At 70.4% G+C, this 15,847-nt stretch carries 16 protein-coding genes and 1 tRNA gene; 9 read left to right on the top strand and 8 right to left on the bottom strand.

All coding sequences use genetic code 11. The annotated features are described in order from the left end of the window. The first annotated feature begins 26 nt into the window (after window positions 1-26). Window positions 27-740 (top strand): ABC transporter ATP-binding protein, encoded by a 714-nt coding sequence (locus D3A59_RS10780; protein WP_119154924.1) that lies wholly within the window; start codon window positions 27-29, stop codon window positions 738-740. 45 nt (window positions 741-785) lie between these two features. Here the strand turns inward: D3A59_RS10780 and D3A59_RS10775 are convergent, their stop codons facing one another. Both D3A59_RS10775 and D3A59_RS10770 read right to left on the bottom strand, forming a co-directional pair. Continuing rightward, a complete protein-coding gene (locus D3A59_RS10775; protein ID WP_119154923.1) occupies window positions 786-1,766 on the bottom strand; it encodes a Bug family tripartite tricarboxylate transporter substrate binding protein in 981 nt (326 codons plus the stop codon). A 106-nt stretch (window positions 1,767-1,872) separates the two neighbouring features. Further along, window positions 1,873-2,904: a CDP-6-deoxy-delta-3,4-glucoseen reductase gene (locus tag D3A59_RS10770; RefSeq protein ID WP_119154922.1), complete on the bottom strand. Its 1,032-nt coding sequence runs from the start codon at window positions 2,902-2,904 to the stop codon at window positions 1,873-1,875. Between the two features lie 87 nt (window positions 2,905-2,991). On the opposite strand from D3A59_RS10770, the gene D3A59_RS10765 reads away from it, so the two are divergent. Then, on the top strand, window positions 2,992-3,897 hold the full coding sequence (locus tag D3A59_RS10765; protein ID WP_119154921.1) for an SDR family oxidoreductase: 906 nt from the start codon (window positions 2,992-2,994) through the stop codon (window positions 3,895-3,897). Between the two features lie 10 nt (window positions 3,898-3,907). Here the strand turns inward: D3A59_RS10765 and D3A59_RS10760 are convergent, their stop codons facing one another. Further along, window positions 3,908-4,552: a rhomboid family intramembrane serine protease gene (locus tag D3A59_RS10760; RefSeq protein ID WP_119154920.1), complete on the bottom strand. Its 645-nt coding sequence runs from the start codon at window positions 4,550-4,552 to the stop codon at window positions 3,908-3,910. A gap of 193 nt (window positions 4,553-4,745) precedes the next feature. Between D3A59_RS10760 and D3A59_RS10755 the strand changes: the two genes are divergently transcribed. Next, window positions 4,746-4,952: a hypothetical protein gene (locus D3A59_RS10755; RefSeq protein ID WP_119154919.1), complete on the top strand. Its 207-nt coding sequence runs from the start codon at window positions 4,746-4,748 to the stop codon at window positions 4,950-4,952. Between the two features lie 146 nt (window positions 4,953-5,098). Continuing rightward, on the top strand, window positions 5,099-5,221 hold the full coding sequence (locus D3A59_RS26675; protein WP_272868067.1) for a hypothetical protein: 123 nt from the start codon (window positions 5,099-5,101) through the stop codon (window positions 5,219-5,221). A gap of 39 nt (window positions 5,222-5,260) precedes the next feature. On the opposite strand, the gene D3A59_RS10750 is transcribed toward D3A59_RS26675, so the two are convergent. Beyond that, a tRNA-Leu gene (locus D3A59_RS10750) sits at window positions 5,261-5,347 on the bottom strand. A gap of 96 nt (window positions 5,348-5,443) precedes the next feature. Between D3A59_RS10750 and cysM the strand changes: the two genes are divergently transcribed. The 3 genes from cysM (at window position 5,444) to D3A59_RS10735 (ending at window position 7,210) form a co-directional block, all read left to right on the top strand. Continuing rightward, the gene (gene cysM / locus D3A59_RS10745; RefSeq protein ID WP_119154918.1) at window positions 5,444-6,349 is read left to right on the top strand and encodes a cysteine synthase CysM; all 906 of its coding nucleotides are present in this window, start codon (window positions 5,444-5,446) and stop codon (window positions 6,347-6,349) included. Between the two features lie 43 nt (window positions 6,350-6,392). Beyond that, window positions 6,393-6,917, top strand: a complete 525-nt coding sequence (locus tag D3A59_RS10740) for an NUDIX domain-containing protein (RefSeq protein ID WP_119154917.1) — start codon at window positions 6,393-6,395, stop codon at window positions 6,915-6,917. 65 nt (window positions 6,918-6,982) lie between these two features. Continuing rightward, a complete protein-coding gene (locus D3A59_RS10735; RefSeq protein WP_119154916.1) occupies window positions 6,983-7,210 on the top strand; it encodes a sulfurtransferase TusA family protein in 228 nt (75 codons plus the stop codon). Between the two features lie 67 nt (window positions 7,211-7,277). On the opposite strand, the gene galU is transcribed toward D3A59_RS10735, so the two are convergent. Both galU and D3A59_RS10725 read right to left on the bottom strand, forming a co-directional pair. After that, window positions 7,278-8,147, bottom strand: a complete 870-nt coding sequence (galU, locus tag D3A59_RS10730) for a UTP--glucose-1-phosphate uridylyltransferase GalU (protein ID WP_119154915.1) — start codon at window positions 8,145-8,147, stop codon at window positions 7,278-7,280. A 48-nt stretch (window positions 8,148-8,195) separates the two neighbouring features. Then, complete coding sequence (locus tag D3A59_RS10725; RefSeq protein ID WP_119154914.1) at window positions 8,196-11,039, bottom strand: valine--tRNA ligase; 2,844 nt, start codon at window positions 11,037-11,039, stop codon at window positions 8,196-8,198. Window positions 11,040-11,200: 161 nt separating this feature from the next. Here D3A59_RS10725 and D3A59_RS10720 point away from each other — a divergent pair, with 161 nt between their 5' ends. Further along, window positions 11,201-11,686 carry a GFA family protein gene (locus tag D3A59_RS10720; protein WP_119154913.1) on the top strand — a complete coding sequence of 162 codons (486 nt, stop codon included), beginning with the start codon at window positions 11,201-11,203 and terminating at the stop codon, window positions 11,684-11,686. 37 nt (window positions 11,687-11,723) lie between these two features. On the opposite strand, the gene D3A59_RS10715 is transcribed toward D3A59_RS10720, so the two are convergent. After that, window positions 11,724-12,701, bottom strand: a complete 978-nt coding sequence (locus D3A59_RS10715) for a GMP reductase (RefSeq protein WP_119154912.1) — start codon at window positions 12,699-12,701, stop codon at window positions 11,724-11,726. Between the two features lie 368 nt (window positions 12,702-13,069). Here D3A59_RS10715 and D3A59_RS10710 point away from each other — a divergent pair, with 368 nt between their 5' ends. Next, window positions 13,070-15,445 (top strand): UvrD-helicase domain-containing protein, encoded by a 2,376-nt coding sequence (locus D3A59_RS10710; RefSeq protein ID WP_119154911.1) that lies wholly within the window; start codon window positions 13,070-13,072, stop codon window positions 15,443-15,445. A gap of 74 nt (window positions 15,446-15,519) precedes the next feature. On the opposite strand, the gene D3A59_RS10705 is transcribed toward D3A59_RS10710, so the two are convergent. Continuing rightward, the gene (locus D3A59_RS10705; RefSeq protein WP_119154910.1) at window positions 15,520-15,747 is read right to left on the bottom strand and encodes a hypothetical protein; all 228 of its coding nucleotides are present in this window, start codon (window positions 15,745-15,747) and stop codon (window positions 15,520-15,522) included. Window positions 15,748-15,847: the final 100 nt, after the last annotated feature.

The raw sequence follows: 15,847 nt of genomic DNA, 5'->3' as shown, positions 1-15,847 counted from the left end.
CGGGCTTCGCAAGGAAAGAGCAGAAGATGTCCCAGACCCTGCTGAAGATCAGCGGACTGAAGGTGGCCTACGGCGGCATCCAGGCCGTCAAGGGCGCGTCGATGGAAGTGAAGGAGGGCGAGCTCGTCAGCCTGATTGGCGCCAACGGCGCCGGCAAGACCACCACCCTCAAGGCCGTCACCGGGCTGCTCGCGCCGGCGGGCGGCCACATCGAGTACCTCGGCCAGAACATCCAGGGCCTCGGCGCCTGGGACCTGGTCAAGCGCGGCCTGATCATGGTGCCGGAGGGCCGTGGCACCTTCACGCGCATGACGATCACCGAGAACCTGCAGATGGGCGCCTACACCCGCGACGACGACGGGATCGAGGCCGACATGCAGCGCGTGTTCGACTACTTCCCGCGCCTGAAGGAGCGCCGCGACCAGCTCGCCGGCACGATGTCCGGCGGCGAGCAGCAGATGCTCGCGATGGGCCGCGCGCTGATGGCCCGCCCGAAGGTGCTGCTGCTCGACGAGCCCTCGATGGGCCTGTCGCCGATCATGGTCGACAAGATCTTCGAGGTGGTGAGCGACATCTCGAAGCAGGGCGTGACGATCCTGCTCGTCGAGCAGAACGCGAGCCGCGCGCTCGCGCTCGCGTCGCGCGGCTACGTGATGGACTCGGGCGAGATCACGATGGAGGGCGAGGGCCGCGCGCTGCTCGACGACCCGCGCGTGCGCGCCGCCTACCTCGGCGAGTGAGCCGCGGACGCGGGCGCCGCCCGGCGCCCGCGGCACGGCGCGCGCTCAATCGATGCGCGCGCCGCTCGCCTTCACGACCCGCTCGTACTTCGCGAGCTCGGACTTCACGAACTCGCCGAACTGCGCCGGCGTCGTCGGCGCGGGCTCGGCCATCAGCTGCGCGAAGCGCGCACGCACGTCGGGCGCGTTCATCGCCGCGACGAACACCTCGTTGAGCCGCTGCACCGTCTCGGCGGGCGTGCGCGCCGGCGCGAACAGCCCGAACCAGGTGTCGACCGCGAAGCCGGGCAGGCCCGACTCGGCGATCGTCGGCAGCTCCGGCATCGCGCTCGAGCGCTGCGCGGTGGTCACGGCCAGCGCGCGCAGCTTGCCGGCGCGGATGTTGGCCGACGCGGCGGCGAGGTTGTCGAAGTTCAGGTCCACCTGGCCGGCGAGCAGCCCGAGCTGCGCCGGCGCCGCGCCCGCGTAGGGGATGTGCACCATCGCGACGCCGGCCTGCGCCTCGAACATCTCGCCGGCGAGGTGGCCGGCGCTGCCGTTGCCGCCCGAGCCGTAGTTGAGCCGACCGGGATTCTTGCGCGCATGGGCGACCAGGTCGGCGACGGTGCGGATGCCCAGGCGCTGCGCGGTGTCGGCGTTCATCACCAGCACGTTCGGCACGCGCGCCACCAGCGTGATCGGCGCGAAGTCGCGCACCGGGTCGTAGGGCAGCCGCGCGTAGAGCCAGGGGTTGATCGCGTGCGTGGCGACCGCGCCCATCACGATCGTCTGGCCGTCCGGCGCCGAGCGCGCCACCGCGTCCGCGCCGAGGTTGCCGCCGGCGCCGGGCCGGTTCTCGACGATCACGTTGCCGAGGCCGTCGCGCGCCTTCTCGGCGAGCAGCCGCGCGATCGCGTCGAGCGGGCCGCCGGGCGGGTAGGGCACCACGAGCTTGACGGTGCGGGGCTGGGCGGACAGCCAGCCGGGGGCGGCCAGCGCCGCGGCGGCAAGGCTGCCCTGCGCGAGCAGCCAGGAGCGACGATTCATCGGGGTTCCTTCAGGGAGAAAGAGGAGGTTCCCGGGTCCCGCCCCGCACCGGCCGGAGGCTGGGGGGCGGGGCGCCGGGCGAGCGAGACGGCGTGCCGCCGCCGGCTCAGTGCTTGTCCGCCTCGGACGTGAAGCTGTCGGCGAAGAACTCCTCGGCCGGCAGGCCGCAGCGCGCGACGAAGTCGCGCTGCGCCGACTCGACCATCACCGGCGCGCCGCAGGCGTAGACCTGGTGGCCGCCGAGGTCCGGCAGGTCCGCCATCACCGCCTCGTGCACGAAGCCGGTGCGCCCGGTCCAGCCGTCCTCGGGCTTCGGCTCCGACAGCACCGGCACGTAGCGCAGGTTCGGCATCTCGGCCGCGGCCTGCTCGGCCCACTCGTGCATGTAGAGGTCCTGGCGGCTGCGGCAGCCCCAGTACAGCACCGCGGGCCGCGTGATGTTGCGCACGCGCATGTGCTCGATCAGCGCCTTGAGCGGCGCGAAGCCGGTGCCCGACGCGAGCAGCACCACCGGCTTGCTCGAGTCCTCGCGCAGGAAGAAGCTGCCGAAGGGGCCCTCGAAGCGCAGGATGTCCTTCTCCTTCATCGCGCCGAAGACATGGTCGGTGAACTTGCCGCCGGGCATGTGGCGGATGTGCAGCTCGATCCCCGGCTGCTCGCCCTGCAGCTCGGGCGCGTTGGCCATCGAGTAGCTGCGGCGTGCGCCGTCGCGCAGGATGAACTCGATGTACTGCCCGGCGTGGTACTGCAGCTGGTCGTTGGCCGGCAGCTGCAGGCGCAGCACCGCGACGTCGGGCGCGGGCTTGGCGATGCTCGCGACCCGGCAGGGCATCTTCTTGATCGGGAACTGGCCGGCGGCGGTGACCTGGCGCGACTCGAGCACGATGTCGGCCTTGGGCGTCGCGCAGCAGGTCAGCACGAAGCCGGCCTGCTCCTCCTCGGCCGACAGCGCCTTGCTCTGGTGCGCGCCGTGGACCACGCTGCCCTCGACGAGGCGGCACTTGCAGGAGCCGCAGGCGCCGTCCTTGCAGCCGTAGGGCAGGCCGACGCCCTCGCGGATCGCCGCGGCGAGCAGCGTCTCATCTTCCTGGGTCTCGAAGGCGCGGCCGCTGGGCAGCACTTTGACTGAAAACGACATGGAATCGACCTCTTAAACTGACGGGCTCCATTGTGCCCGCAGCGGGCACCGCCTCCCCCGACCCGGAACCTCCGCCCGTCTCCCGCCATGCCCACGCCCGCCTTTTCCCGCCCTGCCGCCTTCCGCCGCCCGCGCCTGCTGATCGTCGGCTGCGGGGATGTCGGGCTGCGCGTCGCGCGGCTGCTGCGGGATCGCTACCGCATTGTCGCCCTGAGCTCCAGTGCCGAGCGGCGGCTGCAGTTGCGTGCCGCGGGGGTGATGCCGCTGCGCGGCGACCTGGACGCCCCGGCCACGCTGGCCCGGCTCGCCGGCCTGGCCGACGCGGTGCTGCACCTGGCGCCGCCGCCGGGGCAGGGCGAGTCCGACACGCGCACCCGGGCGCTGCTCGCGGCACTCGCCCATCGCTCCCGCCCGCTCGCGCTGGTCTACGGCAGCACGACCGGCGTCTACGGCGACTGCGGCGGCGAACGCTTCGACGAGACGCGCAGCGTCAACCCCGCCACCGACCGTGCGCGGCGCCGCGTCGATGCGGAGGCGCGGGTGCGCTGGTTCGGCCGCGCCTTCGGCGTGCGGGCCTGCGTGCTGCGCATCCCGGGCATCTACGCGGGCGACCGCCCCGGCGGCCATCCGCGCGAGCGGCTCGCGCGCGGCACGCCCGCGCTGCGTGCCGAGGACGATGTCTACACCAACCACATCCATGCCGACGACCTCGCGCGCGCCTGCGTCGCGGCCCTGCACCGGGGGCGGCCGCAGCGCGTGGTGCATGCGAGCGACGACACCGAGCTGAAGATGGGCGACTACTTCGAGCTCGCCGCGCGGCTGTGCGGGCTGCCTGCGCCGCCGCGCCTGTCGCGCGCGGAGGCGGCGCAGCGGCTCTCACCGGTGCAGCTGTCCTTCATGAGCGAGTCGCGGCGCCTCGCCAACGAGCGGCTCAAGCACGAGTTGCGGCTGCGCCTGCGCTACCCGACGGTGCGCGAGGGGCTGCTCGCCTGAGAGGCGGGCCTCACTGCACGCGGCGGATGTGGTCGCGGCGCCCGCCGCCTCCCCGGCCGTTGCCGCCGCGGCCGCCGAAGGGCGGCTGGCCGCGCCAGTAGCGGATCATCAGCCAGCCGCCGAGCATGCCGCCGAGGTGCGCGAAGTGCGCGACGCCCGAGGCGGTGCCGGTGACGCCGAAGAACAGCTCCAGGCCGCCGAAGACCATCACGAAGGTGCGCGCCTTCATCGGGATCGGCGGGAACAGCGGCATGATGGTGCGGTTCGGGAACAGCATGCCGAAGGCCAGCAGCAGGCCGAACAGGCCGCCCGAGGCGCCTACGGTGGGCCAGCGCGAGTCCAGCATCATGTTGAAGACGAGCTGGATCGCGGCGGCGGCGAGGATGCTGGCGAAGTAGAACTGCAGGTAGCGCCGCTGGCCCCAGACGCGCTCGAGCTCGCTGCCGAACATCCACAGGCCGAGCATGTTGAAGAACAGGTGGCCGATGCTGCCGTGCAGGAAGCCGTAGCTCACCACCTGCCAGGGCATGAAGCGGTCCCCGAGCGGCCACAGCGCGAAGAACTGCGTCAGCAGCCGCCCGGCGAGGGCGTCGATGAAGAAGGCGGCGACGTTGATCAGCAGCAGCGCCTTGGTGACGGGTGGGATCGGTGGCATGCGTGAGGGGTCCGCGCTCGTTGGGGGCAGGATCCGCGAGGTTACCCGCTTTTTGCCGTCCGGCCTGCGGGGCGGGAACCGAGGCCGGCATGCCCCCGCAGCCGCGTGGGGCCTTGGCCGCCTCCGGTGGCGGCTGCCGCGGGCTTGGGGCTAACGTGATCGCTTCTGCCTTGCCGATCCCGAGGAGACCGTCATGTTCGACTCCGCCGAAGACCGCATCCAGTTCATGCAGATCGTCGATGCCCTCGAGCAGGGCCAGGGCGACACGCTGCCTGCCGACGTGCTCGACCGCTACGTGCAGCAGGGCCTGATGGCGCGCGACGGCGGAGCGGTGAAGCTCACCGACGAGGGACGGCGGGAATACGACAAGGCCCGCAACGAGCGCCAGATGACCGGCTGAGCGAGGGGGCTCGGCGACCGGGGAAAAGGGCGGCCGCTCGGCCGCGGCCCCGGGCAGCCGTGTCGCCCGGCTCCCGCGAATCGGGTAATGAAATGCGCCCCGGCCCTCGCTACCTTACCCGCCTGAAGGAGCGAAGGGAGGTCGCGATGCTGAAGAAAATCGGTGGAACCGTGTTGGTGCTGCTTGTCCTGGCCGCCCTGGCAGGGGAGTCCGGCAGTTCGACGAAGTGCAGATGGGATCGCCGCGCCGCGGATTTCATCTGCCGGTGAGGCAGGCAGGAACGATCCGGCCGGGGGGCTGAGGAAAGCTGGTGCCGAGAGCCGGAATCGAACCGGCACGGTGTTGCCACCGGCAGATTTTGAGTCTGCTGCGTCTACCTATTTCGCCATCTCGGCGGCGAGTCCCCGGGAGGGGACGAGGCTGCGGATTATGTCATACGGCCAGGCGGCTTCCGCTTCCCTGCCACAATGCGCGCAGGAGAAGAAGTCGTCATGCCCCAGTACAAGACCATCGAAGACGTGATCGGCCGCACGCCGCTCGTGAGGCTGCAGCGCCTGCCGGGCGCCGACAACGAGCGGCGCGGCAACGTGATCCTCGGCAAGCTCGAGGGCAACAACCCCGCGGGCTCGGTCAAGGACCGCCCGGCCATCAGCATGATCCGCCGTGCCGAGGAGCGCGGCCAGATCAAGCCGGGCGACGTGCTGATCGAGGCCACCTCGGGCAACACCGGCATCGCGCTGGCGATGGCCGCCGCGGTGCGCGGCTACCGGATGCTGCTGATCATGCCGGAGGACCTGAGCGTCGAGCGCGCGCAGACGATGAAGGCCTTCGGCGCCGAGCTGATCCTCACGCCCCGCGCCGGCGGCATGGAGTACGCCCGCGACCTCGCCGAGCAGATGCAGCGCGACGGCAAGGGCCTGGTGCTCGACCAGTTCGCCAACGAGGACAACCCGCGCGTGCACTACGAGACCACCGGCCCCGAGATCTGGGCCGACACCGAGGGACGGGTGACGCACTTCGTCAGCGCGATGGGCACCACCGGCACGATCACCGGCACCTCGCGCTTCCTGAAGGAGCAGAACCCGGAGGTGCGCATCGTCGGCGCGCAGCCGAGCGAGGGCTCGCGCATCCCCGGCATCCGCAAGTGGCCCGAGGAGTACCTGCCGAAGATCTACGACGCGAGCACGGTGGACGAGCTGGTGCTGGTCAGCCAGGCCGATGCCGAGGACATGGCGCGGCGCCTCGCGCGCGAGGAGGGCCTGTTCGCCGGCATCTCCGCGGCAGGCGCCTGCTGGGCAGCGCTGCAGCTCGCTAGGACGGTCGAGAACGCGACGATCGTGTTCGTCGTCTGCGACCGCGGCGACCGCTACCTGTCCACCGGCGTGTTCCCCGCCTGATGGCGCCCCGCGCCGCAATGTCGCGCGCCGCCGCTGCCCCGGCATGAGCCACGAATTCCGCTACTGCCCCTGCTGCCGCACCGAGCTCGGCCGGGTGCACGACGGCGAGCGCGAGCGCCTGCGCTGCCCGGCCTGCGACTTCACGCACTGGAACAACCCGACGCCGGTGCTCGCGGCGATCGTCGAGCTCACCGACCGCGGCGGTCAGCTGCTGCTGGCACGCAATGCCGCCTGGTCCGGCAAGCTCTTCGCGCTGATCACCGGCTTCATGGAGGCGGGCGAATCGCCCGAGGACGGGATCCGGCGCGAGATCGCCGAGGAGACGGGCCTCGCCGTCAGCGAGCTGGCGCTCGTCGGCGTGAGCGACTTCCAGCGCATGAACCAGGTGATCATCACCTACCACGCTCGGGCGCATGGCGAGATCGTGCTGTCGCCGGAACTGGCGGAATACCGGCTGTTCCCGCTCGACAAGGTCAAGTGCTGGCCGGCCGGCACCGGGCTGGTGCTGGCGCGCTGGCTGCGCGAGCGCGGCCACGAGCCGCAGTGGATCGAGCTGCCGCGCCCCTGAGCCGCGACCGCGAGGGCCGCCCCCCATCTCCCCCCGGACATCGAAGAAGACACGAGAAACCGACCATGGATGCACACAAGGAACTCGACACCCGCGGGCTGAACTGCCCGCTGCCCATCCTGAAGGCCAAGAAGGCGCTCGCCGAGATGAACAGCGGCGAGCTGCTGCGCGTGTGGGCCACCGACCCGGGCTCGCTGCGCGACTTCCAGGCCTTCGCGAAGCAGACCGGCAACGAGCTGGTCGAGCAGCAGACGCTGCAGGGCGAGTTCATGCACCTGCTGCGCCGGCGCTGAGGGGCGGGGACGCAGGAGCGGCCGTCCCCGCGGCCCCCGGCGGCTCGCGCCGGGGCCGGCCGGGAGCTCAGAGCTCCAGGTTCTTCAGGTAGTCGCGGAAGCCCGGGCCGAGCTGCGGGTGGGCGAGCGCGAGCTCGACCGAGGCCTGCAGGAAGCCTTCCTTGCTGCCGCAGTCGTAGCGCTTGCCCTCGTAGCAGTAGGCGAAGACCTTCTCGCGGCGCAGCATGCCGGCGATGCCGTCGGTGAGCTGGATCTCGCCGCCCACGCCCTTGGGCTGCATGCGGATCTCGTCGAGCACGCCCGGCGTGAGGATGTAGCGGCCGGCCACGCCGAGGTTCGAGGGCGCCTCCTCGGGAGCGGGTTTCTCGACGATCTTCGCGACGTCCACCAGGCGGTCACGGACATGGGTGCCGCCGACGATGCCGTAGCGTTTCGTGTGCTCGGGCGGCACTTCCTGCACCGCGATGATCGACGCGCGCCACTCGGCGAACTGCTCGACCATCTGCTTCATGATGGGCTTCTCGCCCACCATCAGGTCGTCGGCCAGCAGCACCGCGAACGGATCGCCGTTGATGAGCTGCTGCGCGCATAGCACTGCGTGGCCGAGGCCGAGCATCTTGGGCTGGCGGATGAAGACGCACTCCATGTCCTCGGGCTTGATCGACTGCACGACCTTCAGCAACTCGAGCTTGCCGGCCGCCTGCAGCTCGGTCTCGAGCTCGTAGGCCATGTCGAAATGGTCCTCGATCGGCCGCTTGGTGCGGCCGGTGATGAAGATCATCTCGCGGATGCCGGCGTCGTAGGCTTCCTCGATCGCGTACTGGATCAGCGGCTTGTCGACGACGGGGAGCATTTCCTTCGGCTGCGCCTTCGTGGCCGGAAGGAAGCGCGTTCCGAGACCGGCAACGGGAAAGACGGCTTTCGTGATGTGCTGCATGTTTTTGCTCCTTGACAATCGACTTGATTGTGCATTGCGCAAAAGCGTTCAGCCGAGGCGTGCCAACTGCTCCGTAAGCCTTGCGACGGTGGCGCTGAATCCGGCGAGGCGCTGGCGCTCCTGATCGACCACCGCGGCGGGCGCGCGGGCGACGAAACTTTCGTTACCCAACTTACCTTCGGCCTTCGCGATCTCCCCGTTCAGGCGCTGGATCTCCTTGCCCAGGCGCTCGCGCTCGGCCGCGACGTCAATCTCCACGTGCAGCGCCAAGCGCGCCTCGCCCTGCACCGCGGTCGGTGCATGGCGGGTGGCCTCGGCGAACGCTGCTTCGTCGTCGAACAGCTTCACCTCGCTGAGCTTGGCCAGGGACTGCAGCAGCGGCGCGGCCTGTGCGATCAGCTCCGCGTCGCCGATCGCGTAGAGCGGCACGCGCGCCGCGGGCGACAGGTTCATCTCGCCGCGCAGGTTGCGGCAGGCACCCACCAGCGCCTTCACGCGCTCCATCCAGGCGTCGGCCTGCGCATCGATGCGCTCGGGCTGCGCCTTGGGGTAGGGCGCCACCACGATCGATGCGTCGGAGCCGGCCTCCTTGCGGCCCGCCACCGGGGCGACCTTCTGCCACAGCTCCTCGGTGATGAAGGGCGTGACCGGGTGCAGCAGCCGCAGCACCGTCTCCAGCACGCGGATCAGCGTGCGGCGCGTGGCGCGCTGCTGCGCCTCGCTGCCGGTCTGGATCTGCACCTTGGCGATCTCGAGGTACCAGTCGCAGTACTGGTCCCAGACGAACTGGTAGAGGGCGTTGGCGACGTTGTCGAGCCGGTAGTCGGCGAAGCCTTGCTCGACCGCCGCTTCCACGCGCTGCAGCTCGCCCGTGATCCAGCGGTCGGCGGGAGAGAAGTCGAGGTAGCCGCCGGGTACGCAGGCGTCGGCGCCGTGCTCGGCGAGGCCGCAGTCCTTGCCCTCGCAGTTCATCAGCACGAAGCGCGTCGCGTTCCACAACTTGTTGCAGAAGTTGCGATAGCCCTCGCAGCGCTTGCTGTCGAAGTTGATGTTGCGCCCCAGGCTCGCGAGCGAGGCGAATGTGAAGCGCAGCGCATCGGCCCCGAAACCGGGGATGCCCTCGGGGAACTCCTTCTCGGTGTCCTTGCGCACCTTCGGGGCGGTTTCGGGCTTGCGCAGGCCCGTCGTGCGCTTCTCGAGCAGCGGGCCGAGCTCGATGCCGTCGATCAGGTCCACCGGGTCGAGCACGTTGCCCTCGGACTTGCTCATCTTCTTGCCCTGCGCGTCGCGCACCAGGCCGTGGATGTAGACGTCGCGGAAGGGCACCTGGCCGGTGAAGTGCTTGGTCATCATGATCATCCGGGCGACCCAGAAGAAGATGATGTCGAAGCCAGTGACGAGCACCGAGGAGGGCAGGAACAGGCCCAGCTCGGGCGTCTTCTCGGGCCAGCCCAGCGACGAGAAGGGCACCAGCGCCGACGAGTACCAGGTGTCGAGCACGTCTTCGTCGCGCGTGAGCTCGCCGTGGTAGCCGGCGGCGGTGGCCTTCGCGCGCGCCTCGGCCTCGTCGCGCGCGACGAAGAGCTCGCCGCCCGTGCCGTACCAGGCCGGGATCTGGTGGCCCCACCAGAGCTGGCGGCTGATGCACCAGTCCTGGATGTTCTTCATCCACTGGTTGTAGGTGTTGACCCACTGCTCGGGCACGAACTTCACCTCGCCCGACTCGACCACCTGGATGGCCTCCTCGGCGATCGATTTCCCATTCGCACCGGGCTTGGTCATTGCAACGAACCACTGGTCGGTGAGCATCGGCTCGACCACCTGGCCGGTGCGCGCGCAGCGCGGCACCATCAGCTTGTGCTTCTTCACCTCCACCAGGAAGCCCTGCGCCTCGAGGTCGGCGACGACCTTCTTGCGTGCGACGAAGCGGTCCAGGCCCCGGTAGGTCTCGGGCGCGTTGTCGTTGACCGTCGCGTCGAGCGTCAGGATGCCGATCGTCGGCAGGCCGTGGCGCTGGCCGACCGCGTAGTCGTTGTAGTCGTGCGCGGGCGTGACCTTCACGACGCCGGTGCCGAACTCGCGGTCCACGTAGGCGTCGGCGATCACCGGGATCTCGCGATCGCACAGCGGCAGCTTCACCGTCTTGCCGATCAGCGCCGCGTAGCGCTCGTCCTCCGGGTGCACCATCACGGCGACGTCGCCGAGCATGGTCTCGGGGCGGGTGGTGGCGACCACCACTTCGCCGCCGCCGTCGGCGAGCGGGTAGCGGATGTGCCAGAGGAAACCGTCCTCCTCCTCGCTCTCGACCTCGAGGTCGGAGACGGCGGACTTCAGCACCGGGTCCCAGTTCACCAGGCGCTTGCCGCGGTAGATCAGGCCTTCTTCAAACAGCCGCACGAAGGTCTCGGTGACGACCTTCGACAGCTTCTCGTCCATCGTGAAGTACTCGTGGCCCCAGCTGACCGAGGCGCCCATGCGGCGCATCTGGCGCGTGATCGTGGAGCCCGACTCCTCCTTCCACTCCCAGACCTTGGCGACGAAGTTCTTGCGCGCCTCGGCCGGCGTCGGGCCCATGTCGTGGCGGCTGATGCCCTTCGCCTGCAGCTGGCGCTCGACGACGATCTGCGTCGCGATGCCGGCGTGGTCGGTGCCGGGCACCCACAGCGTGTTGTCGCCGCGCATGCGGTGGTAGCGCGTCAGCGAGTCCATGATGGTCTGGTTGAACGCGTGGCCCATGTGCAGTGTGCCGGTGACGTTGGGCGGCGGCAGCTGGATCGAGAACGAGGGCTTGCTCGCGTCGAGCGTCGGCTCGTAGAGGCCGCGCTGCTCCCACAGCGGGCCCCAGTGGGCTTCGATGGCGGCGGGTTCAAACGACTTGGCGAGTTCGGACATGGAAGAGGCCGGGGAGTAGGTGTGCTGAAGGAGGGCGGGCGGCGCACGCTGCCGAGCAGGGGCGCCGCCCGGGGAATCGGCCGATTTTAGGCCGGGCACGCGGGATGCCGCCGAGCCGCAGGGCCCTGCGCCGCGCGGGGCCGGCTCCAGCGGAGGTGAACATGAAGCTCGAAGGCTCCTGCCACTGCAAGGCGGTGCGCTTCTCGGTCGAGTCGGCGCAGCCGGTGCCCTTCATGCGCTGCTACTGCTCGATCTGCCGCAAGACCGCGGGCACCGGCGGCTACGCGATCAACCTCGGTGCCGACCGTCGCACGCTGCAGGTGCAGGGCGGGGAGCATGTGGCGGTCTATCGCGCGATCCTGGAAGACGGCCGGCGCAGCAGCGCCGAGCGCAACTTCTGCCGTGAGTGCGGCAGCGCGCTGTGGCTCTACGATCCGGGCTGGCCGGAGCTCGTGCACCCGCACGCGTCGGCGATCGACACGGAACTGCCGCCGCCGCCCCAGCGAACCCACATGATGCTCGGCTCGCGCGCGAACTGGGTGGAGCCGGACCTGTGGCCGGGCGACAAGTGCTTCGACGCGTATCCGGACGAGTCGCTCGCCGAATGGCACGAGCGCATGCACATGAGCTCGCCGCCCTCGTCCTGAAGGAAAAGGCGCCCGGCCTCGCGCCGGGCGCCGGGGCTCACATCAGCAGGTGCTCGCCGGCGTTCTCGCCGCCGAGGATCACGTAGTTCACGCGCTTCAGGTCGGTGAGCGAGCGGCCGCCCGAGTAGCTGATGGAGCTCTGCAGGTCCTCCTGCATCTCGCGCAGCGTGTCGGCGAGCCGGCCCTTGACCGGCTCGAGGATGCGCTTGCCCTCGACGTGCTTGTACTCGCCCTTGTTGAAGTCGCTGGCCGAGCCGAAGTACTCCTTGAACAGCTTGCCGTCGACCTCGACCGTCTTGCCCGGCGACTCCTCGTGGCCGGCGAACAGCGAGCCGATCATCACCATCGAGGCGCCGAAGCGCACGCTCTTGGCGATGTCGCCGTGGTGGCGGATGCCGCCGTCGGCGATGATCGGCTTCGTGGCGACGCGCGCGCACCACTTCAGCGCCGAGAGCTGCCAGCCGCCGGTGCCGAAGCCGGTCTTGAGCCGCGTGATGCAGACCTTGCCCGGGCCGATGCCGACCTTGGTCGCGTCCGCGCCCCAGTTCTCGAGGTCGATCACCGCCTCGGGCGTGCCGACGTTGCCGGCGATCACGAAGGCCTTCGGAAGCCGCTGCTTGATGTGCGCAATCATGCGCTGCACGCTGTCGGCATGACCGTGGGCGATGTCGATCGTGATGTAGTCGGCGCCGACGCCCTCGGCCGCGAGCCGGTCGATCACGTCGTAGTCGGGCTGCTTGACGCCGGAGCTGATCGACACGAACAGGCCCTTGTCGCGCATGCGCTTCGCGTAGGCGACGTTGTCGAGGTCGAAGCGGTGCATTACGTAGAAGTAGCCGTTGGCGGCAAGCCATTCGGTGATGCGCTCGTCCACGACCGTCTTCATGTTGGCCGGCACCGCCGGCAGCTTGAAGCGCCGGCCGCCGAACTCGATCGAGGGGTCGCATTCGCTGCGGCTGTCCACGCGGCACTTGCGCGGCAGCAGCAGCACGTTGTCGTAGTCGAAGATTTCCATGGTGTTCTTTCTCGCTCCTGGGTGAGGGCGGCACCGGCGTGCAAAGGAGGGCCGGTGCCGAGCTGCGGGCGGCGCGTTGAGGCAGTGCGCGGCCCAATGGCTGCGAGCGCTTGACTTGGATTCCCGGCGGCGCGAGGCGGGAGCGTTCCCGGGCGCCTTCGGCCCTGTGGATGCCGTCGGCAGGGGACGGCGCGGGCACAAAAAACCGGGCACCAAAATTTGGGCCCGGTGGCGCATTCTACGGATTCCGGGGGCCCCCGGGGGACGCAGGATGTAACGGTGCAGGACGGCCCGGACATGGCCTGGATGTCCCTGCCTGCGGCGCGTGCCGCGGCGCGGCGGAGCGGGGCGGCTTCCTAGAATGCTGCATGCAATCCGAATTCGACGCCTTCGCAGCGCCCGCCGCCCCCGCGCTGCTGCGCAACCTGAATCCCGAACAGCTCGCCGCGGTGACGCTGCCGCCCGAGCCCGCGCTGATCCTCGCCGGCGCCGGCTCCGGCAAGACCCGCGTGCTGACCACCCGCATCGCCTGGCTGATCCAGACCAGCCAGGTCTCCCCGGGCGGCGTGATGGCGGTGACCTTCACGAACAAGGCCGCCAAGGAGATGCTGACGCGGCTGTCGACGATGCTGCCGCTGCCCGTGCGCGGCATGTGGGTCGGCACCTTCCACGGCCTGTGCAACCGCTTCCTGCGCGCGCACTGGAAGCTCGCCGGCCTGCCGCAGTCCTTCCAGATCCTCGACAGCGGCGACCAGGTCTCGGCGGTGCGGCGCATCGTCAAGGCGATGGGGCTGGACGAGGAGCGCTTCGTGCCGAAGCAGGTGGCCTGGTTCATCGCGGGGGCGAAGGAGGAGGGGCGGCGCCCGAAGGACCTCGAGGCCTTCGACGAGCAGCGCCGCCGGCTGATCGAGATCTACCAGGCCTACGAGGACCAGTGCGAGCGCGAGGGCGTGGTCGACTTCGCGGAGCTGATGCTGCGCAGCTACGAACTGATGCGCGACAACGCCGAGCTGCGCGAGCACTACCGGCGGCGCTTCCGCCACATCCTCGTCGACGAGTTCCAGGACACCAACCGGCTGCAGTACCTGTGGCTGAAGATGTTCGCCGGCGACCCCTCGCAGGGCGACGCGGCGGCCGCGGTGTTCGCGGTCGGCGACGACGACCAGAGCATCTACGCCTTCCGCGGCGCGCAGGTCGGCAACATGAGCGACTTCGAGCGCGAGTTCCGCGTGCGTCACCTGATCAAGCTCGAGCGCAACTACCGCAGCTTCGGCAACATCCTCGACACCGCCAACGCGCTGATCTCGAACAACGCCCGGCGCCTGGGCAAGAACCTGAGCACCGAGGCCGGCCCGGGCGAGCCGGTGCGCGTGCACGAGTCGGTGAGCGACTTCGCCGAGGCGCAGTGGCTGGTCGACGAGGCGCGGCAGTTGCACCGCGAGGGCGTCGCGCGCAGCGAGATTGCGGTGCTCTACCGCAGCAACGCGCAGTCGCGCGTGGTCGAGTCGGCGCTCTTCAACGCCGGCATCCCCTACCGCGTCTGGGGCGGACTGCGCTTCTTCGAGCGCGCCGAGGTCAAGCACGCGCTCGCCTACCTGCGCCTGCTCGAGAACCCGAACGACGACACCTCCTTCCTGCGCGTGGTGAACTTCCCGGCGCGCGGCATCGGTGCGCGCACCGTCGAGCAGCTGCAGGATGCGGCGCGCGCCAGCGGCCGCAGCCTGTGGCAGAGCGTCGGCGCAGTCGCAGGCCGCGGCGGCGCGAGCCTCGCCGCCTTCTGCCGTCTGGTCGAGGCGATGCGGGCGGCCACGGCCGGCGCGACGCTGCGCGAGATCATCGAGCACGTCACGCACGCGTCAGGGCTGCGCGAGCACTACCGCACCGAGAAGGAGGGCCAGGACCGCATCGAGAACCTGGACGAGCTCGTCAACGCGGCGGAAGCCTTCGTGACGCAGGAGGGCTTCGGCCGCGACGCGGTGGCGCTGCCGATCGACGAGCAGGCGCCGGGCGCGATCGCGGCCGGGCTGCCCGCGGCGGTCGCCGACGTGGACCTGCTGCCCGACGCCGAGACCGGCGAGATCGTCTCGCCGCTGGCGGCCTTCCTCGCGCACGCCTCGCTCGAGGCCGGCGACAACCAGGCGCAGGCCGGGCAGGACGCGGTGCAGCTGATGACGGTGCACGCGGCCAAGGGCCTGGAATTCGACTGCGTCTTCATCACCGGGCTGGAGGAGGGCCTGTTCCCGCACGAGAACTCGCTGTCGGACAACGACGGGCTGGAGGAGGAGCGGCGGCTGATGTACGTCGCGATCACGCGTGCGAGAAAGCGGCTCTACCTGAGCCACAGCCAGACGCGCATGCTGCACGGCCAGACGCGCTACAACGTCAGGAGCCGCTTCTTCGACGAGCTGCCGGACGCGGCGTTGAAATGGATCACGCCGAAGGCACCGGCCTTCGGCCCGCGCGAGGCGCAGCAGTGGGGCGGCTGGGGCGGCAACCGCAGCGCGGGAGCGTCCTTCGGCACGGCGCGTCCCGCCGCGCCCGCGCCCGCGCCGGCCGAGGGGCCGCGCACGCAGAGCGGCGGCGGCCTGCGCGTCGGGCAGGCGGTGTTCCACACCAAGTTCGGCGAGGGCGTGATCAAGACGATCGAGGGCAGCGGCGAGGACGCGCGCGCGCAGGTCAACTTCGGCCGCCACGGCGTCAAGTGGCTGGCGCTGTCGGTGGCCAAGCTCACGCCGATCGACTGAAGGGCCGAAGGGCCGGGCGCGACGGTTCGCCGTGCGCCGTCACGGGAGGGCGGCGCTACGCCGTCCCGGCGGCCTCACTCTGCGGGCGTCGAGGAGCCGGGCGTCACGACGTCGATGGTCTTCTCCACCACCTTGCCGGTCACCTTCACGCCGGTGCTGACCACCGCGCCGGTCACCGAGATCGCGGCGCCCGCGGCGGCGCCGGCCACGCTGACCACGGCGCAGCCGGGCAAGGCGAGGCAGGCGGCTGCCGCCAGCAGCAGCCGGGGGGAGAGTCTGCGCGTCGAGGGGATCGGGTTCATGGCCAGGGCGGTGCGTTGCAGTCCCGCACATGATAGGGCCGGCATGCCCGGCGCGATGACGCGAAAAAGCCGGGCTTTCGGCCCGGCTCGCGAGAGGGAT

Origin of the sequence: Caldimonas tepidiphila (assembly GCF_003569765.1) — a bacterium.
In the GTDB taxonomy this organism is placed as follows: domain Bacteria; phylum Pseudomonadota; class Gammaproteobacteria; order Burkholderiales; family Burkholderiaceae_C; genus Caldimonas; species Caldimonas tepidiphila.
The sequence above is the reverse complement of the archived record's forward strand: the minus strand, read 5'-3'. Positions and strand labels throughout refer to the sequence as shown.